Here is a 21,821-nt window from a genome sequence, read left to right as displayed (position 1 = left end):
CGCGCCTCCCGAAAGGAAAGCCGCCACCACATGTCTCTCCGTACGCGTATCCCGCGCCGTGCCGCACTCGCCACCTTCTCCGGTCTCGCGACCATCCCTCTCATCGGATGCGGCACGAGCACCAAGGACGACGCGTCACCGTCCCGTTCCGGCTCCCCGTCACCCTCGGCCTCCGGCCGGTCCAAGTCCGCCAACACCGCCGCGACGAAAGGCGCGTTCGGCGAGCTGGAGCGGAAGTTCGACGCCACGCTCGGCGTCTACGCGATCGACACCGGTAACGGCCGGTCCATCACCCACCGGCCCGACGAACGCTTCGCCTACGCCTCCACCTGCAAGGCGCTACAGGCCGCGGTCATGCTGGACAAGCACTCGCTGCGGCAGCTCGACCGGCTCGTACGCTACGACCGCGATGTCCTCGTCGGTCACTCGCCGATCACGGAGAAGCACCTCGCCACGGGGCTGACCCTGCGCGAGCTGTGCGACGCCGCCGTCCGCTACAGCGACAACGGCGCGGCCAACCTCCTCTTCGACGAACTCGGCGGCCCCAAGGGCCTCGAAGCCGCCCTCGTCTCCATCGGCGACCGCGTCACCCGGTGCGACCGCTACGAGGTCGAACTCAGCGAAGCGCTCCCCGGCGACCTCCGCGACACCAGCACACCCCGCGCGCTCGCCACCGATCTGCGTGCCTATGTCGTGGATGACGAACTCACCCCCGACAAGCGGGCCGTGCTGACGGACTGGCTCAAGCGCAACACCACCGGCGACAAGGTCATCCGGGCCGGCGCCCCGGACAACTGGCAGGTCGGCGACAAGACCGGCACCGGCGGCTACGGCACCCGCAACGACATCGCCGTCGTCTGGCCTCCCAAGGCCGCTCCGATCGCCATCGCCATCCTGTCCCGCCGCGATTTCAAGGACGCCGAGCCGGACGACGCGCTCATCGCGGAGGCCGCCGAGGTCACGCTCAACGCTCTGGCGTAGCAGCGCAGGCGCCCGGCACCCCGCGCCCGGTGACCGTGGAGACACACGGTCACCGGGCGCCCGAACCCTCACCTGCCCCTGACAGCGACCTCCGTCAGCGACAGCGGATCGGTCGAGGATGCCAACTGCACCCGCACGTATCGTCCCTTCGCCCCGTCGAGGGCGACGTAGGTCGGGCGCTGCGCCTGGTCCTTCATATGGACGGCCGTCACCCCCGGTGCGGTACGTGCCTCCTCCAGCGAGTCGGTCGTGAACGGGGTGTCGGAGACAAGTACCCAGTAGTCGGCCAGGCGTTGGGCGCAGCAGTCGGTGCGGTTGAAGATCTCGACGGTCTCGATGCTGTGGGACTGCTCCAGATCGACCTGCCACCACGCCTGGTCGGAGGGTTCCGCGGTGTGGGTCGTGGTGTTGTCGCGCAGGTAGTCCCCGGCGGTGTTGCCGTCGACGGCGCGGCTCGCGACGCCGTCCCACGCCGTGCTCGACTGGGTCGCCGTCCTGCCGCGCGCCACGTTGGGGAGCACGACATCGGTCGTGCCGGTGACTTCCTGGACCCGTCCGCCACCGGTGACGACGGCCGTGAGCGCCGCGGGGCCGGTCGCGGTCCCCGCCGGTACGGTCACCGGGACCGTGGCGGTGTGGGTGCGGCCCTTCGCCAGGCCGGTGAACTTCTCTCCGCCGCCCGTGGTCCACCCTCCCGGTGCCCGTAGGGCGAGGGTGCCGCGCGCCTTGCCGTCATCGAGGTTGGTGACATGGACCGGGACGTCGGTCACCGTGCCGACCGTGAGCTGATCCGGTGCCTGGGGCCAGGCGACGACGCTTCCGGTCGGTGCGACGAGCATCGCGTCGAGGGCCAGCCCGAGTTCTTCGCCCGCGTGTTCCGGCCGGGCGAGGGTGATCGTTACGGGGGTGACCTGGCCGGGCCGTACGGAGAAGGGGCCGACGGCGTCGCGTGTCAGGTCCTCGCCCTTCACCACCTTGGACCGCTCCCCGACCTGGACGCGGTAGAGCGCGTCCGGGCGGGCCTGCCCCCGTACGGCCAGCGACAGTTGCCCGGCGCGGGCCGCGGTGACGTACGCGCTCTGGCGCACCGTCGTCCGGCGGGTGCTGGAGTAACTGCCTTCGTCGGCGTAGCTGTAGCCCTTCTCGAAGTCCGCCGCGTCCAGGACGGCGGCGGCGTTGGTGCCGGCGTCACGGCCGAGGGAGACGGTGCCGGCCGGGATGATCCGAAGCTCCCCGCCGAGTTCGACCTTGATCACGGGGAGTACTTGATCGAGCGGTGTCTCGGGGAGTGCGACGACGAGGTCGTCGCCGTCACGGCGCCAGTCGAGCCGTTCCGCCGCCCCGTCCTGCTGTACCCGCTGTACGGGGGTGGCCAGGCCCGGCAGGCGCAGTTCGCCGGACTCCGGCCAGTCGGTCACATGCAGGAACAGGTCGCGGTCGTTGACCGTGACCTCGCCCCAGGGCTGGCCGCCGAACCGGGTGGCGGACGCGTCGAGCACCGCGCCGGGGTGTCGGTCGAGCCAGTCGCCCATGCCGCGCAGGACGTCGGCCTCGAACTCGACCACCGAACCGTCGCCGCGCGGGCCGATGTTGAGCAGATAGTTGCCGCCCCGGGCCCGTACGCCGGTGAGTCCGACGACGAGGTCCCGGATCTTGCCGGGCAGATCGTCACGTACCTGCCAGCTCCGGTAGCCCCAGGTGTCGTGGTAGATCGACGCGGGGGTCTGCCAGGCGCCGTCGAGCGCCACGTCGGGGATCTCGTTGTCGCCGAGTGTGCGGAAGTCGCCCTTGTTGTTCCACACCCGGCTGTTGACCGCCGCCTGTGGCTGGAGTTCGCGGACGATGCCGGCGAACTCCTCGCTCTGCCGGTCGGTGGGTGACGACATGTCGAACCACACCTCGGCGATGTCACCGTAGTTGGTCATCAGCTCGCGGATCTGCGCCTTGATGACGGGCTCCATCGAGGCGGGGATCGGATTGTTGTTGTTGCCGTCGAACTCATGGCCCTGGTGCCAGTCGACCAGCGAGAAGTAGAAGCCGAACTTCAGCCCCTGGTCCCGGCATTCGTCGGCGAGCGCCTTGAGGGGATCCTTGGCGTAGGGGGTGGCGTCCGTCACGTCGTAGTCGGTGGTGGCGGTGTCGAACATGGAGAAGCCGTCGTGGTGCTTGCTGGTGATGACGACGTAGCGCATACCCGCGTCCTTCGCGAGCGAGCAGATCCCGGCCGGGTCGAAGCTCTCCGGGCGGAAGCGCGCGGCGACGTCCAGATACTCCTCCTCGGAGATGTCGGCCCACATCTGGATCTGCTCGCTGTACCCCTCGGTGACCGGCTCGCCGTCCCAGACGCCGCCCAGCTCGGAGAAGAGACCCCAGTGGATGAACATCCCGAACTGGAGCCGCTGCCAGGCCGCGATGTCCTTGTCCGCGCTGAGATCGATCGCGCCGGGTATCCCGCGTACGGCCGCTTCGCCTGCCTGCTCGGCCGTGGTGGCGGCCGCCGTCGAAGTGGCGACGGCGGCGGGTGGGCCTGTTGCCACCACCCCGACGGCGAGCAGCAACGCGAGCATGAGGCCGATCACCTTGCGCATTCCGACACTCCTCCGTGAGTGGTGCAGTGGATACATCCGACCCTGAGGCCCCAATTGAGCGGTTTGCTCCCAGAATTGATCGGCGACCGGGTCAACACATCGGATGTTAGGGGCGGGCTGGGCTCACGTCACCCCCTGCGACAGCGCTCAGACATGCCCGAAGGGCTATTCACAGGAACGGCGCCCTCCGGCTGCGGTGGCCGTGCGGTCGACGTTCGGTGGATGTGCGGTCGCCGTGCCGCCCCGGTGCCGCCGGAGTGTCAGGCTCGACATATGCCTGCATATCGACGTTCGATTGCACCGCCCGGCACACCCTCACTCACCGATCCCGGCGGTCGCGCGATCGGCCGTCCTCATATCCAGGAGCAGCCATGACCACCGAGCAGGAAGCCAAGGACGCCATCCACCACGCGTTCGGCAACAGCGCGCACGCCGAGGTGACCACCTTCCCGGCGGGCAATGTGTCGATCATCCTCACCAAGGGTGAGCACGCGGCGACCATCGACGGGCACCCCGAGAGCGGCTGGGGCTGGACCGTCGACCCCGCCGACGACGAAGGGTTCAGCGGGCACGAGAACACCGCCGACACGCTCGACGAGGCGCTTGCCGATGTGCGGGCCGCCCTCATCTGATCCGCGCTCCGCCCGAGTCCGACCAGTCCAAGCAGTCCGACCCGGCGCGCGTGAAAGAACGACGCGCGCTCGGCGGCGCGCGCCGGGTACCTTGAGACGGTGATTGTCCAGGCACGGAAGGCGCGCGGGGACCGCGCGAGGCCGGTGCCGGCGAACTCACGGGCGCGACGGACGGATTGGGGAGTCCGGCGGCGTGCCACGGGGGTGCTGTCGGCGCTGCTCCTCGGCGTCCTCGCTCTGGTGTCGCCCACTCCTGCGTCAGCGGTCGGCACCACGAGCGCCGCCGCTGCGGCGGCCACTCCCGTCCAGCGGACACTCCCCCAGCAGACCGACCGGCCGACCGACCGGCCGACGCGCTCCGAACGGTACGAACGCTCCTCGGCCGGCGCGCCGACCCGGGCGGCGGCCACGGGTGTCCGGACACCCGAGCACACCCGGCAGCACCCGCCCCAGCCCGACGCGGGCGTCCTGCCGCTCACCACCGGGCTCCCCCTCCCCCGTACGTTCGTGGAGCGCGGCCCCCGTCCCGGCGTCACCGCGCCCACGACCGGCCCTTCGGGGCTGCCCGACGCCCGTGGTCCTCCCTCCGGGAGCAGTCATCCGCACTGTCCCGTTTCCGCGCCGGTGCACCGCCCTCGGTAGAGCCGGACGGGCCTGAGACCAGGCCCGTCCCCCTCGTGGGGGCGGCGCTTCCCGGCGCCCTCCCGGAGGATTCCCATGACTCGCGCCACCACGGTGCGGGCGGTTCTGGCTGCGGCCGTCCTGCTCGTATCGATCTTCGTCACACTCACCATGAGCCCCAGACTGGGGCTCGATCTGCAAGGCGGCACCCGGCTCGTACTCCAGGCCCGCGACTCCGCGACCGCGACCGCCGACCGGGAGAGCACCGACCGTACGGTGGAGGTCCTGCGGCAGCGGATCGACGCGCTGGGGGTCGCGGAGCCGACCGTCACCCGCTCCGGCGAGGACCGTGTCCTTGTCGAACTTCCCGACGTCACCGATCCGCGCGAGGCCGCCGAGGTGCTGGGCCGCACCGCCCAGTTGACCTTCCATCCCGTCAACGGCCCGGCGACCGGCTCCGCCGACGGCGGGAAGAAGTCGGGGGAACTGATCCTTCCCGACGAGACCGGGCGCGACCTGCGGCTCGGTGCCTCCGATCTGTCGGGCGCCGGGGTGAAGGACGCCCGCGCGGAGTTCGACGGGCAGCGGGGAGCCGGCTGGTTCGTCTCCCTCGACTTCCATGACGACGCGTCCCGCGCGTGGACACGGCTGACCGGGCAGGCCGCCTGCCATCCACCGCAGGACGAGCGGCGCCGCGTCGCGATCGTGCTGGACGACCAGGTGATCTCCGCGCCGCAGGTGAGCCCTTCGGTGGGCTGCGGGGCCGGAATGCCGTCCGGCACGACCCAGATCAGCGGGTCCTTCTCCGCCGACGAGGCCAAGAACCTGGCGCTGCTGATCAAGGGCGGGGCCCTGCCCGTACCGGTCGACGTCATCGAACAGCGCACCGTGGGCCCGACGCTGGGCGCCGAGGCGATCAGCGCCAGCGCACGGGCCGCCGTGATCGGCGCCGGGCTGACCGCGCTGTTCATCACGTTCGTGTACCGCCTCTTCGGCGGCCTCGCCGCACTCGCCCTGGCCGGGTACGCGCTGATCTCGTACGCCGCCCTGGTCGCGCTCGGCGTCACGCTCACGCTCCCCGGACTGGCCGGATTCGTGCTGGCCATCGGTATGGCGGTCGACGCCAACGTGCTCGCCTTCGAACGCGCGCGGGAGGAGTACGCGGGCCGCTCCCGCCGCACCCTGCGGTCCGCGACGGCCGCCGGATTCCGCAACGCCCGCAGCGCGGTCATCGACTCCAACGTGACGACGCTGCTCGCCGCCGGTCTCCTCTTCGCCCTCGGATCGGGACCGGTGAAGGGGTTCGGCGTGACGCTCGCCATCGGCGTGCTGGTGTCGATGTTCTCCGCCCTGGTCATCGCGCGCGCCCTGACCGACGTGGCGGCGCGCTCCCGCTTCGTCACCGATTTCCCGGCCGTCAACGGCATCGGCCTGCCGGGCCGCGTACGTACGTATCTGACCCACCGCTCCCCCCATCTCTTCCGCAGGTCACGGCGGTGGCTGATCGTCTCGGCGGCGCTGGTGGCCGTCGCGGTGCTGGGTGTCACGCTGCGCGGGGTGAACCTGGGTGTGGAGTTCACCGGCGGGCGGCTCATGGAGTACGCGACGACCCGGCCTGTCGACGTCGACACGGCGCGCACGGCCCTGGCCGACGCGGGCTTCGCCGATGCCGAGGTCACCACGGCGGGCGAGCGGGAGCTGTCGGTCCGCACCGGGGAGACGGGCGAACGGGCCGAGGCCGCCATCCGCGCTGCCCTGACCGGGGAGGGCGGAGCGACGACGAAGGTACGGGACGATCTGATCGGCCCCAGCCTCGGCGACGAGCTGAGGCGCCACGCGCTGATCGCGCTGGGCATCGCCGTCGGGGCCCAACTCCTGTATCTGGCCGTGCGGTTCAGATGGTCGTTCGCGGTGGCGGCGGTGACGGCGCTGGTGCACGACGTGGTGATCCTGATCGGGGTCTTCGCCTGGCTGGGCCGTCCCGTCGACGGGATCTTCCTGGCCGCGCTGCTCACCGTCATCGGATACTCGGTCAACGACTCCGTGGTGGTCTTCGACCGCGTCCGTGAGCTGTGGGCGAAGACGCCGAACGCTCCCCTGTTGCCGACCGCGCGGACCGCCGTACTCCAGACGGTGCCCAGAACGGTGAACACCGGTATAGGCGCGCTGTTCATCCTCACCGCCCTCGCGGTGCTCGGCGGGGACTCGCTCGAGGACTTCGCGCTGGCCCTGCTCATCGGTATCTGTGTCGGCACGTACTCCTCCGTGTTCACGGCCGTTCCGGTGGCGCTGGCGATGGAGGCGCGTCGCAAGGCGAGTCCGCCGACGCCACGGCGTACGCGGCCGGCGCCGCGACGCGGACGCCCGGCCGCCGACAACGGGGCGCGGGTGTGAGCGGATGACGCGGGCCGGGACCTGAGCGTGGGCGTCCCCGGCGCTCAGGTCCCGGCCGTCGTGCGCCGTCCTGCGGTACTTACGGGACGAGCTTGAGCAGCTTGTTCGGGGAGCCGGCCCCGACGCCCGTGATGACGTTGGACGTCGCGCCGTTCACCAGCGCCGTGGCTACGGCCGCCGGGGACGCGCCCGGGTGGTTCGTCAGGTAGATCGCGGCGGCGCCCGATACGTGCGGCGCGGCGAAGGAGGTGCCGTTACCGGTGTAGGTGGCGCTGTCCGAGGTGTTCCAGCCGGCCGTGATGTCGGAGCCCGGCGCGAAGATGTCCACGGTGGGGCCGTAGTTGGAGTACGTGGCCCGCGCGTCCGTCCTGGTGGTGGCGCCGACGGTGATCGCGGTGGCCACCCGGGCGGGTGAGTAGTTGGACGCGAGCGCCGCCGAATTACCGGCCGCGATGGAGTACGTCACGCCGGACGCGATGGATCTGCGCACGGCGTCGTCCAGCGTGGTGCTGGCCCCGCCGCCGAGCGAGACGTTCGCGACGGAGGAGGCGACATGGTTGGCGGTGATCCAGTCGACACCGGCGATGACCCCGGCGGTCGTACCGGAGCCGTTGTTGCCGAGGACGCGCACGGCGACGATCTTCGCCTTCTTCGCCGCGCCGTAGGTGGTGCCGGCGACGGTCGTGGCGACGTGCGTGCCGTGGCCCGCGCCGTCCTGGGCGATGGCGTCGTTGTCGACGAAGTCCCAGCCGTAGGAGGCCCGGCCGCTGATCTCCTGGTGGGTGATGCGTACGCCGGTGTCGAGGACGTAGACGGTCGTGTCACCGCCCGCCGAGTCCGGGTAGGTGTACGTGCCGTTCAGCGGGAGGTTCGGCTGGTCGATCCGGTCCAGACCCCAGGGCGCGTTGGTCTGGGTGGCGGTCGAGTGGACCTTCTGGTCCTGCTCGACGGTCGCGACCGCCGGGTCGGCGGCGAGCCGCTTGGCCTCGGCGCTGCTGAGTGTGGCGGCGTAGCCGTTGAGCGCCGAGGTGTACGTGCGCTTGATCTGGCCGCCGTAACCGGTTATCAGCTTCTTGCCCTGGGCGGTCGACGCCTTGAGTCCGGCCGTCTGCTTCAAGGTGACGATGTAGCTTCCGGGCACCGCCTCGGCCGCGCCGGCGTGCAGGATCCTGCCTTCCGCCGGGGCGGCCTGGGCGGGCGCGGCCAGACCCGCGCCGAGTACCGCCGCCAGGGTCGCCGCGGTGGTGATCGCCACGGCGGTCCGCCGCTTGGTGTCGCGTGCTGCTGCCATCGGGGGAGTCTCCTCGAACGGTGGCGCGCCTGATTGTCGCGCGCCGGGGGGTGGGGTACGGCGTACGGGGTCGTACGCCGCTCCCCGACGATGACCGGGTGCGTTCGGGCGGGACAAGCGATACCCGGCTGATGTCATGACCGCGACATGGAGTTGACACTCAGTCAACTCCCCGCCACACAGAGGCAATACGCCCGTCGTGCGATCTTCGGATACCCGGTCACCGGACGACGGAGCGAAGCGGCCGTCATCCGGGGGTCACCGGTGGTGCTGGAACCGCCTGCCCCACCGACCTAGGGTTGTGGCCCGTCCGACGATTGACGACGAGGAATCGAGCCACCCCATGACCCCCGTACACGGATCGACCGTCGACATCCGCACCCCGGACGGAACCGCCGACGCCTATCTGGTCCACCCCGACTCCGCCGGGCGGTACCCCGCCGTCCTGTTCTACATGGACGCCTTCGGACCGCGTCCGGCGCTGACGCGGATGGCGGACCGTCTCGCCGCGGCCGGCTACACCGTCCTGCTCCCCATCGTCTACCACCGGTCCGGCCGGGCCCCGCTGGTGGAGATGCCCGATTTCATCGACCCTCCCCGACGCCCCGAGATCATGGCGAACCTGCGTCCCGTCATGCAGTCGCTGACCCCCGAACTGACCGTGCGTGACGCGGGGTTCTACCTCGACCGGCTCGCCGCCGACCCCCACGCCGCCGACGGACCGGTCGGCGTCACCGGCTACTGCATGGGGGCCGCGCTGGCCCTGCGTACCGTCATCGCCTATCCGGACCGGGTCGCGGCCATGGCCGGCTTCCACGGCGCGCGTCTGGCCACCGAGGAACCCGACAGCCCGCACATCGGCGCCGAACGGATCACCGCCGAGCTGTACTTCGGCCACTCCGACCAGGACCGCTCGCTTCCCCCGGAGCAGATCGACCGTCTCGAACGGGCGCTCACCGATGCCGGGGTCCGGCACCGCGCCGAGGTCTACGCCGGTGCCCGCCACGGCTTCACCCAGTCGGACACCGCGATGTACGACGCCGAGGCCACGGAGCGGCACTGGACGGCCCTGCTCGACCTGTTCGGCCGCACCTTCTGAAACGCGTTCCGGGCGGCTGACTCTGATGGACCGTAAGCGTCAGCAGGTCTGGCGGAGGTAGCCGCTGCTGCCGGCGGGTACGACGTCCGCGTCACGGCGGACGATGCTGAGGCTGTCCCCCCAGCCCGCGCACGCGGTCGCGAGGCCCTTGGCCGTGTACTCGACGACGATCACGTTGTCACCGAAGTGGTCGGTGAAGGAGTCGCATTCGTCGTACTCCCCGCACTCCTCCACGACGGCGAAGTCGAGCCCGGTGTCGGCGCGGAACTCCGCCAGCTCGGCCGTGTTCTTCTGACCGATCGCCAGGCCCTCGGCGTGCGCGTGGTCGGCGAGCAGCGTGATGAAGTCCATCGCGGGGCCGGTGCCGAACTGGCCCCGGCTACGCTCGTAGCTGTCGTAGTTGTCCGGCTCCACCGCCTGGAATCCGGCGCTCGCGCAGCCGTCGATCCAGCCGTTCACCTTGGCCGCGATACGGTCCCGCTTGCCGGACGTGCCGATGTCCAGGATGGCCTCGTCCCACTCCTCGTCGATGACGACGTCACCGTTGGCATCACGGAGCAGCAGGTCGGGTGCCCACTCGTTAAGTTCGTCGGGCTGGACCTGGAAGGCGTTGACGTAACAGATGTTGTAGAGCCCGGCCGCCGGTGGATCCTCGCGGTCACGGCTGACCACGCTCACCCCGGCCGGCGGCGGGTACGCGCCGCCGAGCTGGTAGTCGAAGCCGGCATGGACCGGGGGAAGAGGTACGGCGGCGGCCGAGGCGCCGGGGGACGAGGCGAGGAGCGGGGTGATCAACGTCACCGCGAGGGCCGCGACCGCGGTGAGGAACCGGCGGGAACGAGAACGAGAACGGGAACGGGCGGGTTCGATGCTCACTGTCCAGCTCCAGAAAGATGGCGGGTAACGGGCCCGTCGCCTGTCAACACACCTATGTGTCTGGCAGATCGGAGGGAGGGGCGGTATGGTCACCGCGATGACTACCTATTCTGCCGTCAGAATGGGGGTCCCGTCCGCGCAAGGTGAGTGCTGATGCTCACTGGAACCGCGAACGGGAACTCCCGCCTTTCCTTCTGGCCGCGCGTGCGTGAGTTCGCCGTGCCGCCCTCCATGATCGAGACCGCGACCGCCCGCCGTGAAGTCGGCGACTGGGCCGGGGCATGTGCCGCGGCCGGCATCGATGTCGATCTGCGTCCGCGTTCCGCGGCCCGTGTCCACGGCTCGGAATTCGCGGCCCAACTGCGCGCCGATCTGCGCCACTTGGCTCCTGATCTGTTGCGCTAGCACCTGCCGAGGATCGCTCCCGACGGGCTGCTTCGTCCGGGGCTGACCGTCGCTCTGGCCCGGTACGAGGTCGCGGGGCGCGACGGCACGTATCCGGTGCGGCTCGTGGTCCGGACACCGCCGGCCTGGGCGGACGCCGGTCAGCGGATCAGCCTCGCGCTGTGGGACGGATCCCGCACCGGGGCCGGCGCCCGAGGCCACCCGCTCCCTCATCCCCACCCACATCCCCACCCCGACCGGCGGTTCCGGCTCGATCTGCACCGTCATCTGTGGGACGCGCGCAGGACGGCCGAGCTTCGCGTACGGTCCGGGGCCGATCCGTCGCCCACCGGCGGCCGTCCCACGACGGACCCGGACGTACTGGCGATGGTGCCGCCTGGGCGCCCGTGCGCCGTGGACCGTTGGGCGGCCGAGGCGGGCATCCTGCTGCACGCCGAGGGGCGGGACACCGGTGCCTTCACCGTACGGTTCGGGGCCGGGCGGCGGCTGGACCTGGAGCTGGTCGCGGACCGGGACGGCGTCGGGCCGCCCGTGGCGCGCATCACGACGGCGTCCGCGTACGGTGTCGCCTCCGCGCTCCCGGTCCTGCCCGACGCGGCGACCTGGGTGCCGCCCGATCTGGAACTGATCCGCGCCGGTCTGATCGACGTGGACCTGCTGCATCCGCTGGTCGCCTCGGCGCTCGTACCGGACCATGTGCCGCCGGGTCCGTCCCGGATCGCGGACCGTGCGGGAGCGCCACGGCTCGTGGAGTGCCGGGGAGTTCAGCACCGGATCGGTCTGGTGGACGGGGTACTGGCCCCGCTGGACCACGGCCCGGACGAGATCCGGCGGGAGGAGTTGCTGGCCACGCTCAGCGGTACTCCGCTGCCGTGTCTGCGGGCGATCGACAAGGCGCACCGCAGTCCGGACTGTCTCAGTGGTGTCCGCGAACGCCTCGACCACGGTGACACGGCCGGTGCGCTGGCCGTCGTCGAGGGGCTGCTGGGCCCCGAGGCGCTGCTGCGCGGCGGCCCTCTGCGGGACGCGCTGGAGGCCGCCGCCGAACGGCGCGTCCTCCACGGGCTGTTCAGGGCGGGGATGGTCGGACCGGGACCCCGGTCGGGCCGCAATCTGCCGCGGGATCCCCGTCCCCGTGACCTCCGTTCGCGCCCACGCGACGTAACCGCTCGCTGATACCGGGCTCATCCCGAGGGACCGCCCCGGGGACTTCCCCGCCTGTCCCCCGGTCCCGCCATGCCACTTCGCCCACTTCGCCCACCAACGAACCCATAGGTGATGAGACTTGTCCACACACACGCCTGCCGCTCCTCCGACCACCGCCCCGACCACTCCGCCCGCCCGCACCTCACAGCTCGATGTCGCCGGCGATCTGCTCGCCCTGCTGCGCGACACGACCACCGAACCGCGCCCCGACCCCCAGTTGGAGGCCCTGACGCTGGCGGTGGCCGCCGATCTGCCCGTACTGCTGTGGGGTGAGCCGGGCATCGGCAAGACCGCCGCGCTGACCCAGCTCGCCGCGTCGCTGGACCTGCCGCTGACCACGGTGATCGCCAGTGTCCACGAGCCCTCCGACTTCTCGGGCCTGCCCGTCATCGGCGACGATCCCGCCGAACAGGGTGTCCCGATGGCCCCGCCGGACTGGGCGGTGCGGCTGGTGCGGGCGGGCCGTGGGCTGCTGTTCCTTGACGAACTGTCCACCGCGCCACCGGCCGTTCAGGCCGCACTCCTGCGTCTCGTGCTCGAACGGCGGATCGGCTCCCTTCAACTCCCCTCCGACGTACGGATCGTGGCCGCCGCCAATCCGCGGGCCTCGGCTGCCGACGGCTGGGAGCTGAGCCCGCCGCTGGCCAACCGGTTCGTACATCTTCAGTGGACGCATGACCACGAGGTCGTGGTGCGCGGCCTCGCCGGCACCTGGCCCCGGGCGACCCTGCCCCGGCTTGACCCCGAACGGCTCGCGGAATCCGTGGACTTCGCCCGCCGTGCCGTGTGCGGACTGCTCTCCGCCCGTGCCGGGCTCGTCCACCGGCTCCCGAGCAACGAGGCCCGCCAGGGCGGCCCTTGGCCGTCGCCGCGAAGCTGGGAGATGACGCTGCGGCTGACCGCCTTCGCGACGGCGGCCGGCTCCTCGCGGGACGTGCTCTCCCTGCTCGTACGGGGCACCGTGGGCGACGGTCCGGGGCTGGAGCTGCTGGCGAGCCTGGACCGGATGGACCTCCCGGACCCCGAGGTGCTTCTCGCCGACCCGGCCGGTGCGCCGCTGCCGGAGCGGGGCGATCTGCGGCAGGCCGTGCTCGACGGGGTGGTGCGGGCGGTCCGCACGCGCCCGGAACGGGAGCGCTGGGACGCGGCGTGGGCACTGCTGGTCCGGGCGATGGAGACCGGGGCGCCGGATCTGGTGGTCGTTCCCGCGACCACGCTCGCCTCGCTGCGCCAGGAGGACTGGGACGTTCCGGCGTCGATCGACAAGCTCGCCGGAGCGGTGTCGCTCTCCCGGCGGGCCGACCGCGCGGCGGCCCGTGCGGCAGGCGTCTCGGGGGCCTCGGGGGCCTCCGGGGTCTCCGGCGTCGCGAGGGCCGGACGGTGAGCGCGTGGGCACCGGGGACGGGGACCCTGGATCTCGACAAGCTGTACGCCGCCCGGCTGCACGCCGTGCGGGTCCGGCCGTTCATGGCGACGGCGCTGTTCGCCCTGCACGTGGTGGAGTCACGGCGGGTACCGACGATGGCCGTCGACCGGCAGTGGCGGTGCTACGTCTCGCCCGCGTTCGTGGCCCGGACCCCGGTCGAGGAGTTGGCCGGGGTGTGGGTGCACGAGGTGTCGCACCTGCTCCGTGACCACCATGGACGCGGTGACCGGGTCGCGCGGGCGCGCGGGCTGACCGGCCGGGGCGAACGGCTGCGGATGAACATCGCGGCCGACTGCGAGATCAACGACGACGTGTTCGGCGAGGGGTTGGTACGGCCCGAAGGCGCCGTGGATCCAAGGGACTTGGACCTGCCCGAGGGTGAGCTGATGGAGGACTATCTGCGCCGGTTCAGGCTCGGGCCGCGTACGCGGAGCGTGGCCTGGCTGGACTGCGGCAGTGGTGCCGACGGGATGGAACGGGAGTGGGACCTGGGGCCGGACGGCGCGCACGGCCTGAGCCCACAGGAACGGGACGCCGTCCGCTTCCGGGTGGCGCAGGGCATCACCGCCCGACCGGGAAACGCGCCGAAGGGGTGGCGGCGATGGGCGGAGGAGGCGTTCCATCCGCCGCAGCCCTGGCGGGAGTTGCTGGGGGCGGCGGTCCGCTCGGCGACTTCCGGCTCGGGCGCGGGCGAGGACTACACGTACGGCCGTCCCTCGCGACGGTCGGCCGGGGTGCCCGGCGCCGTACTGCCGAGCCTGCGGCGCAAGCCGCCCCGGGTGGCGGTGATCATCGACACGTCGGGGTCGGTCAGCGACTCCGAGTTGGGCAGCGCGCTCCACGAGGTCGCCGCGATCTCCCGCGCCGTGGGTGGCCGCCGGGACCTGGTCTCCGTGCTGCCGTGCGACGCGGCGGCCTCGCTCGTGCACCCGCTGTGCCGGGCCGCCGGAATCCCCCTGATGGGTGGTGGCGGGACGGATATGCGTACGGGCTTCGCCAAGGTGCTCCGGACGGGGCCGCGCCCGGACGTCATCGTGGTCCTGACGGACGGCCAGACACCCTGGCCCAGCACCCGGCCGCCGTGCCGGACGGTGGTGGGCCTGTTCGACCGGCGCCGGACGCGGTCGTGGGACGAGGGCGACCCCGATTACGTACCGGACTCGCCGCCCGCGTGGGCACGAGTGGTCACGATCGAGTCGGCCTCCGGCGCACGATGAGGCCCGCCGCCGGGCGTGGGCCCCGTGCCCGGCGCCGGAAAGCGAGAGATGCGCACCCGGCAGTGGTCATCGGCGGCTTGGGCGACTGTCCAAGGGACGCCGGGGGCGGAGCCGTTCGCCGGGCGGGGAGGGACAGTCCCGGCCCGCCGGAGGATGCCCCGGACGACGGTGCCGACGCCGACCGGCACCCGTTCCGGTGAGTCGGTGCGCGCTGCGTCGGCGAGGTCCGGCGGAGATGGCGCCCTGGCCGGCTCAATGGGCGGGGGCGCCAAGGGGGTTGGCGGCGGGGCCTTCGGTGCTCAGCAGCACCACCGTCGCGGCCGGGCCCAGGCCCAGGGCCGTACGACGCTCGTCGGCGCCTTCGCCGCTGAGTGCGGCGCGGACGCCGGCCAGCGGGGCGGCGCCGCAGGGGCCGCACGAGACGCCGAGGGCGGCGAGGTCACCGGCCGCGCGGGCACTGTCGGCGTCCGCGACGGCGATGGCGGCGTCGAGCCCGCCGTGCAGAACGGGCCAGGCGATGCCGGAGGGCGTACCGCAGTTCAGCCCGGCCATGGTGGTCTCGCCGGTGGTGACGCTGACCGGTTCGCCGAGCGTGAGGCTCCGCAGGACGCAGGAGGCGGTACGGGGCTCCACCGCCAGCAGCGCCGCCGCCCGGCCGGACGGGCGGCTGCGGTAGTGGGTGACGACGGCTTGGGCCAGCGAGCCCACCCCCACCGGCACGGCGACGAGATCGGGCAACTCGGCCCCGGTGGCGGCGAGTTGGCGGTCGATCTCGGCGCACAGGGTGGAGTAGCCCTCCACGATCCAGCCCGGGATCCGCTCGTAGCCCGGCCAGGCGGTGTCCTGGATCAGGATCGCGCCCGGCGCGGCAGCCGCCGCGTCGGCCGCTCGCCGCACGGCCTCGTCGTACGTCCCCGCGACCCGCGTGACCCGCGCGCCTTCGGCGGCGATGGCGGCCTCGGCCTGCGGGTGCACTCCCCGCGGGACGAAGATGTGGGCGCCTCGGCCGAGCAGACACGCCGAACGGGCCACCGCACGGCCGTGGTTGCCGTCGGTGGCGGCCACCAGTGTGACGGGGCTCGACTCTTCGCCGTGGGCCGCGTGGTCGGCGAGTGCGCGGTGCACCGCCCAGGTCACGCCGAGAGCCTTGAAGGCGGGCAGACCCAGCCGGGACGACTCGTCCTTGACGAACACCCGCCCGACTCCCAAGTCGGCCGCGAGCGTGGGGAGTTCGGTGAGCGGGGTGGGCGCGTAGTCGGGCAGGGACTCGTGGAAGGCGCGCACCCGCGCGGGGGCGGGCGCGCAGGTCCAGGCCCTGGCGGCGGGCCGCGCCCACCACCGCGCGGACGAGGGGGTGGAAGAAGGAGAGGAAGAAGGAGTGGAAGAAACGGTCTCAGACATCCGCCCAGCCTGCGGTCCGCGCATCCGATCGGTCCAGCGAGCGTGTCGTTTCCGATCCCCGCCGCCGTGCGAGCGAAGCCCGGCGTCTCACTCCGACAGACGCACCGTCGCAATCTCCCAGGCCCGCAGGGGAATCTCGACCGTACCCGCGGTGACCAGGGGCTGCCGCCGACGGCTGTCGTCGTCTCCCAGGACGGTGACGCGGCGTGCGGCCGGGAACGGCCCTCGTACGACCGCCGTGACCGGCTCGGGCGACGCGGCGACCAGGCGCAGTTCCAGTTCGCCGTCCCGGCGGCGCAGGCCGGTCATGACCGCGCCCTCGACCGACAGACCGTGGTGGGAGGTGAGCGGGGCCTCGCCCGGTCCCGTGCCCGCTGTGGGGTGCAGCGGGTAGCGGAAGAGTTCGGCCGCCCGCACGAGCCCGGCCTCGTGCCAGTCGGCCGCGTGCGGCAGCACCGCGAAGGACACGGTACTCGTCCCCGTCATCTGGGCCGCCGGGACGGGGAGTTGGGGACCGGCCGGTTCCGCGCGGTACGGGTGGATGTTACGGCTGAGCCAGCCGGTGCTCCGCAGGACGGTCAACGCGACTTCCTGGTCGAGCAGTTCGTACTCGCACGCCTGGGTCAGCAGCAGACCGGCACCGCCCGCGTCCACGAATCCGTGGGCGGGAAATGTCCCCACCGGGCGCTCACTGAAGCCACCCTCCGCGCCGCGCCCCCGTTCGACCACCGCGAACTGCCCTTCCGCGTACGAGGTGTTGGCGGGGCGGGCGAGCGGCACATGGCAGCGCACCCGGTGGTCGAGCGACGCGTTGTCCAGCGTCAGCTCCATACGGACGAAGGGCTCCCCCACCCGCAGTTCGACGTCCAGGCGGACGCCGCCGGGCCGGGTGGCCGGTGTCCGCCGGTCGGCCGTCCGGTCCACCGCCGCCGGCCAGTCGTACTCGCGCTCCACGGTGAGCGAGGCGCGCAGCGGACCGCCGATCGAGGGGGAGACACGCACCGAGCGCGGAGCCTGGACGAGCGTGTCGGTGCCGGGCGGGGCGTAGTTGTAGCTGTCGCCGCGATCGCCTCCGTCGACCATGCGGCCGACACCGTCGAGCACGGTCCCGTCCGCGGCGGTGATCCGTAGGGTGCCGTCGTCCAGCGCGGTGACGGTGACCAGTCCGTTGGACAGGGTCCGGCCCTCGGCCCGTACGGGCTCCCGCACGGCCTGCGCGCCCCGCACCGGCCGCAACGACGTCCGGCCGAGGGCCGGTACGCGCGCCAGGCAGGTGACCGTGCGCAGCGCGGCCCGGGTGATACGGACCGTCCAGTCGCCGCTCGCGCCGGCCACCGCCGCGCGTACCGCCTCCACGTCGAACGGTGTGTCGCCGCCGTGCCGCGCCACGCCGAACTCCAGTACGCGCCGCCGCGGATCGCAGTGCCAGTGCGTGATCTCGCCGCCGAACAGCTCGCGCCCGTGGACGCGTGGCAGGAACGCGGCCAGGTCCGCACCGCGTACGGCCTCGGAGAGCAGGAGTTGTTCGGCCCGCCCCTCGGTCTGGGCGGGCAGCCGACTGCCGTCCGGCAGTTCGACCGCGATGTCGTCCCATTCGTCGGGGACTTCGAGGTCGACGGTGATCAGGTCCTCGCGGGCGGCCGGGGTGGGGTTGAGTACGAGCACGGCGTCACGCGGCACCTGCCGCGCGAGGGCGCCGGCGACCCGGTCGCGTACCGCCTGACCGAGGTGTCCGGCCTCGCTGATACGGGCGAACACCTGGGTGGCGGTCTCGTCCACGCCGCAGCCGGTGACCGAGTCGTGGCCCGAGGCATCGATCAGTCGCCACCACGCCATGTCGAGGAACTTCCGCGGCCATTCGGCCGACCAGAGCGCGGCGAAGGGCTCGGCGTAGCGTTCGACCAGCCGTTCCGAGCGGGCCAGCGCCTGCTTGAGATGGGGGCGCACCGAGAGCACACCGGGCAGGATGTTGGCGGCGGCGTGGCTGCGCAGTTCGCCTTCGACCACGGGCAGGGACCGGTCGTGCGGGTCGCGCGCGCCGATGTAGTCGGCGAGCGTGGTGATCGTTACGTCGACGTCCGCCGGGTCCAGGTCGGCGACCAGTCGGACCAGGGAGCCCACCGGCGCCGAGTGGTCCGTGCCGTACATCGCGAGGACGGGGTCGGCGCCGAAGGAGGGCTTCAGCCGCCGGCCGAGGTCGGCCATGCGCCCGGCGAAGTGTCCGGGGTCGGAGAAGACGTACGCGGCGTTGCCGTAGCCACCGGCGAGATATTCGGTGCGTACGGAGCTGCCGTCGGGCGCCTGCCAGCGGAAGGCGTGGCCGGGTAGGCCCGCGGGGACGCCCCGCCAGACACAGGCGTGGTCGAGCCCGGCGGCGGTCAGGATCTGCGGCATCTGGGCGCAGTGGCCGAACATGTCGGGGAGATAGCCGACCGGCATGGGGCTGCCCAGTTCGGTGGCGCGGCGGTGGCCGAGTTCCAGATTGCGGATGATGTTCTCGCCCGAGCACAGGAACTCGTCCAGGAGGATCTGCCAGGGCCCGACCGCGAGTTGGCCGCGCCGGACCAGTCGGACGACGCGGTCGCGGTGTTCGGGGCGGACCTCCAGGTAGTCGTCCACGGCCGCCATCTGCCCGTCGAGGGTGAAGCGGAAGCGTTCGTCCGCCTCGGCCCGGTCGAGGACTTCGTCGAGCAGGTCGACCAGACGCAGCCGGAAGCGCTGGAACGGCTCGTACCATTCGCGGTCCCAGTGGGTGTGCGGGACGAGCATGACCTCAGGGGTGCGGGCGCGCGCCGTCATCGGGGCGGTGTCTCCTGTGCGTGCGAGGGAGTGAAGGTGAGCGTGAGGGATGCCTTCCGCGGGTGCAGGCGGTGCTGCGGCAGGACTCCCGGGCCGCAGGACGCCGTGCCGAGTCCGTGCTGGGCGAGGTCGAGGTTGAGCACGATCGTGTCGCCGGGTTCGAGGTCGGTGGTGTGGGTCGCGGCGTCGAGTTGTTCGGATGTCCAGCGGCGCGCGGTGAAGGCGAAGGCCGGTTCGCCGTCGACACGCAGGCTCGCCCCATCGGTGGAGGTCAGCCGCAGCCAGCGCAGGTCGATGCGGTTGCCGTTCTCCTGCGGGAAGACGTACGGCGTCTGGAGCGCGTCGACGGTGCTGGTGAAGCGGCCGATCCTGGCGGCCTGGCGACTGTCGGCGTACGCCTCACCCGGTCCGCGCCCGAACCACTCGGCCCCGCCGAGGGCGGCGGGCAGCGCCATCCGTACGCCGAGCCTGGGCAGTGTGCACGGCCAGGTGCCGTCCGGCTCCAACTCCAGGCGCAGGCTCAGGCGTTGGTCGTCGGCGCTCCAGTGGTAGTCGGCGCGCATACCGAAGCCGTGACCGGCCGGGGCGACCCGGGTGCGTACGACGAGGCGGTCGCCGAGCAGTTCGACGGCCCGGAGTCGGTGCTGGATCCGGTGCAGCCCCGCCGCCCGCCAGTGTGCTTCCTCGGGATCGTCGGAGCCACGGTCGTTGTCGGTGGGGGCGCGCCACAGGTCGAGCCGGGGCCCGTCGACGGTCAGCTCGCCGAGTGCGGTCAGCCGCCCCGTCTCCCGGTCGAACACGCCTGGCCCCAGGCGTAGTTCGGTATCCGTCACGTGAAGCGCCGCGCCGGCGGCGGGGGCGACGGGCGCCGGTTTCGGAGCGACGGGTAGCTGTCCCCGGGCGACCACATGTCCGGCCGGTGCCCACGAGGTGTCGGCGGCGAGTGCGGCCCGTACGGTGAGCCAGCTCTCCGCGCCGGTGGCCGCGAGCGCGGGCAGCGGCAGATCGGCGCTGTCCCCCGGTGCGAGTGGCGGCACGGCGAGTGTGCCGTGCGCGACCTCGGTCCCCTCCTCCTCCAGCACCCAGGAGAAGACGAGATGGGCCGTCGAGGCGATGTCGTAGTGGCTGGTGACGCGTAGCGCGCCGTCGACCGCCGTGATCCGCACCGGTTCGAAGACCTTCGCGAACTCGGCGAGGGCGGGGGACGGTGTGCGGTCGGGGTGAACGAGTCCGTCGATGACGAAGTTGCCGTCGTGCAGAGGCTCGCCGAAGTCACCGCCGTACGCGAAGTAGGCGCGGCCTTCCGCGTCCTGCTGGGCTATCCCGTGGTCGAGCCATTCCCATACGAAGCCGCCCTGGCAGCGCGGGTGTCGTTCGAACAGCTCGCGGTACTCCAGCAGTCCGCCCGGCCCGTTGCCCATCGCGTGGCCGAACTCGCAGAGGATGAAAGGCCGTTCACGGACGCGCTCATGGCCTTCGATGCCCTGTCCGATGCGGTCCACCTCGTCGTGGGCCGCGTACATCCGGCTGTGGACGTCGGTGTACGAGCAGTCGGTGTCGCCCTCGTAGTGCACCGGACGGGTGGGGTCGCGCCGGCGGGTCCACTCGGCGGCGGCGGCCAGATTGCGGCCGGTGCCCGCCTCGTTGCCGAGCGACCACAGGACGACCGAGGGATGGTTCTTGTCCCGCTCGACGGTGCGGCGCATCCGGTCCAGGTAGGCGTCCGCCCACCGGGGGTCGTCGCTGGGGTTGCCCCGCCAGTCGAGTTCACCGAAGCCGTGCGTCTCCAGGTCGTTCTCGTCGATGACCCACAGGCCGTAGGTGTCGCACAGCTCCAGGAACGCGGAGTCGGGCGGATAGTGGCTGGTGCGGACGGCGTTGACGTTGTGCCGTTTCATGAGTTCGATGTCGGCGACGGCGAACTCGCGGGGCACGACGCGTCCCGACTCCGGGTGGAATTCATGTCGGTTGACGCCACGGAAGACAATACGGCGGCCGTTCACCTTGAGTTGGCCGTCCTCGATGGCGACCGTACGGAAGCCGACGCGCACGGGGACGCGCTCGGTGTCGGTGTGGACCTCGCCGTCGTACAGATGGGGTTCCTCGGCGCTCCACGGCCGTACGTCCGCCAGTTGTGCCGACTGCCCGGCGGGCAGACCGGCGATCCCCAGCTCGGGCACGGTGATACGTACGCCGGGGTCGGCGTCGAGGCGCAGTGTGCCGCGCGCGGTGAGATGGTCGTAGCCGGCGTCCACGTGGTAGTCGCGCACCCCGCCCGCCGGACGGGCCAGCAGGGTGACGTCGCGGAAGATACCGGACAGCCACCACATGTCCTGGTCCTCCAGGTAGCTCCCGGCGGACCACTGGTGGACGCGGACGGCGAGCAGATTGCCGTGCCGGCGCAGCAGCGGGCCCACCTCGAACTCGGCGGGCAGCCTGCTGCCCTTGGTCACGCCCAGCTCGCTGCCGTTGAGCCAGACGCGTCCGCAGGAGTCGATGCCGTCGAAGCGCAGGACGGCGGGCTGAGCAGGCCGCTCGTCGGGCCAGTCGTCGGGCAGGTCGAAGGCCAGCCGGTAGTCACCTGTCGGGTTGTCGGAGGGCACGTGGGGCGGGTCGACCGGGAAGGGATAGCGGACGTTGGTGTAGGCGGGCCGCCCGTGGCCGTTGAGCTGCCAGTGGCCGGGGACGGGGATGGCGTCCCAGTCCCGGTCTTCGAAGTCGTCCCGTTCGATCCCGTTCGGCGCCGCGTCGGCCGTCGGCGAGAGCAGGAACCGCCAGTCGCCGCCCAGGCTGAGCGCGGGCGCGTCGGAGCGGAAGGCGGCACGGGGGGCCGACGAGCCATGACCGGGGGCCGGATCTTCGACGTACGAGGAGGGCAATGGATT

At 72.1% G+C, this 21,821-nt stretch carries 13 protein-coding genes and 1 pseudogene; 8 read left to right on the top strand and 6 right to left on the bottom strand.

Annotated elements, in window-relative coordinates; genetic code table 11:
* Positions 1 to 30 precede the first annotated feature (30 nt).
* Positions 31 to 981, top strand: a complete 951-nt coding sequence (gene bla, locus OG329_RS37045; protein ID WP_405801102.1) for a class A beta-lactamase — start codon at positions 31 to 33, stop codon at positions 979 to 981.
* 68 nt (positions 982 to 1,049) lie between these two features.
* On the opposite strand, the gene OG329_RS37040 is transcribed toward bla, so the two are convergent.
* Positions 1,050 to 3,569, bottom strand: coding sequence for an alpha-L-fucosidase (locus OG329_RS37040; protein WP_405801100.1), 2,520 nt, complete (start codon positions 3,567 to 3,569; stop codon positions 1,050 to 1,052).
* A gap of 371 nt (positions 3,570 to 3,940) precedes the next feature.
* Here OG329_RS37040 and OG329_RS37035 point away from each other — a divergent pair, with 371 nt between their 5' ends.
* From OG329_RS37035 to secD, 3 genes are all read left to right on the top strand, one after another.
* Complete coding sequence (locus tag OG329_RS37035) at positions 3,941 to 4,201, top strand: hypothetical protein (protein ID WP_405801098.1); 261 nt, start codon at positions 3,941 to 3,943, stop codon at positions 4,199 to 4,201.
* Between the two features lie 99 nt (positions 4,202 to 4,300).
* Complete coding sequence (locus tag OG329_RS37030) at positions 4,301 to 4,843, top strand: hypothetical protein (protein WP_405801096.1); 543 nt, start codon at positions 4,301 to 4,303, stop codon at positions 4,841 to 4,843.
* A 75-nt stretch (positions 4,844 to 4,918) separates the two neighbouring features.
* Positions 4,919 to 7,216 (top strand): protein translocase subunit SecD, encoded by a 2,298-nt coding sequence (gene secD, locus OG329_RS37025; RefSeq protein WP_405801094.1) that lies wholly within the window; start codon positions 4,919 to 4,921, stop codon positions 7,214 to 7,216.
* A gap of 79 nt (positions 7,217 to 7,295) precedes the next feature.
* On the opposite strand, the gene OG329_RS37020 is transcribed toward secD, so the two are convergent.
* Positions 7,296 to 8,507 carry a S8 family peptidase gene (locus OG329_RS37020; protein ID WP_405801093.1) on the bottom strand — a complete coding sequence of 404 codons (1,212 nt, stop codon included), beginning with the start codon at positions 8,505 to 8,507 and terminating at the stop codon, positions 7,296 to 7,298.
* A gap of 343 nt (positions 8,508 to 8,850) precedes the next feature.
* Between OG329_RS37020 and OG329_RS37015 the strand changes: the two genes are divergently transcribed.
* A complete protein-coding gene (locus OG329_RS37015; RefSeq protein ID WP_405801092.1) occupies positions 8,851 to 9,606 on the top strand; it encodes a dienelactone hydrolase family protein in 756 nt (251 codons plus the stop codon).
* A 39-nt stretch (positions 9,607 to 9,645) separates the two neighbouring features.
* Here the strand turns inward: OG329_RS37015 and OG329_RS37010 are convergent, their stop codons facing one another.
* A complete protein-coding gene (locus OG329_RS37010; RefSeq protein WP_405801091.1) occupies positions 9,646 to 10,482 on the bottom strand; it encodes an endo alpha-1,4 polygalactosaminidase in 837 nt (278 codons plus the stop codon).
* Between the two features lie 153 nt (positions 10,483 to 10,635).
* On the opposite strand from OG329_RS37010, the pseudogene OG329_RS37005 reads away from it, so the two are divergent.
* From OG329_RS37005 to OG329_RS36995, 3 genes and pseudogenes are all read left to right on the top strand, one after another.
* Positions 10,636 to 12,063, top strand: a pseudogene (locus tag OG329_RS37005) (hypothetical protein).
* 109 nt (positions 12,064 to 12,172) lie between these two features.
* Positions 12,173 to 13,477, top strand: coding sequence for an AAA family ATPase (locus OG329_RS37000; RefSeq protein ID WP_405801089.1), 1,305 nt, complete (start codon positions 12,173 to 12,175; stop codon positions 13,475 to 13,477).
* Positions 13,474 to 14,736, top strand: a complete 1,263-nt coding sequence (locus OG329_RS36995) for a DUF2201 family putative metallopeptidase (RefSeq protein ID WP_405801087.1) — start codon at positions 13,474 to 13,476, stop codon at positions 14,734 to 14,736. The genes OG329_RS37000 and OG329_RS36995 overlap by 4 nt, the downstream gene beginning before the upstream one ends.
* A gap of 252 nt (positions 14,737 to 14,988) precedes the next feature.
* Here the strand turns inward: OG329_RS36995 and OG329_RS36990 are convergent, their stop codons facing one another.
* From OG329_RS36990 to OG329_RS36980, 3 genes are all read right to left on the bottom strand, one after another.
* A complete protein-coding gene (locus OG329_RS36990) occupies positions 14,989 to 16,137 on the bottom strand; it encodes a diaminopropionate ammonia-lyase (RefSeq protein WP_405801086.1) in 1,149 nt (382 codons plus the stop codon).
* Positions 16,138 to 16,224: 87 nt separating this feature from the next.
* A complete protein-coding gene (locus tag OG329_RS36985; RefSeq protein ID WP_405801084.1) occupies positions 16,225 to 18,936 on the bottom strand; it encodes an alpha-mannosidase in 2,712 nt (903 codons plus the stop codon).
* Positions 18,933 to 21,815 carry a glycoside hydrolase family 2 TIM barrel-domain containing protein gene (locus tag OG329_RS36980; protein WP_405801083.1) on the bottom strand — a complete coding sequence of 961 codons (2,883 nt, stop codon included), beginning with the start codon at positions 21,813 to 21,815 and terminating at the stop codon, positions 18,933 to 18,935. Before OG329_RS36980 ends, OG329_RS36985 begins: the two co-directional genes overlap by 4 nt.
* Positions 21,816 to 21,821 lie beyond the last annotated feature (6 nt).

Source organism: Streptomyces sp. NBC_01506 (genome assembly GCF_045040295.1).
GTDB lineage: Bacteria > Actinomycetota > Actinomycetes > Streptomycetales > Streptomycetaceae > Streptomyces.
This window is presented reverse-complemented; position numbering and strand designations above follow the sequence as displayed.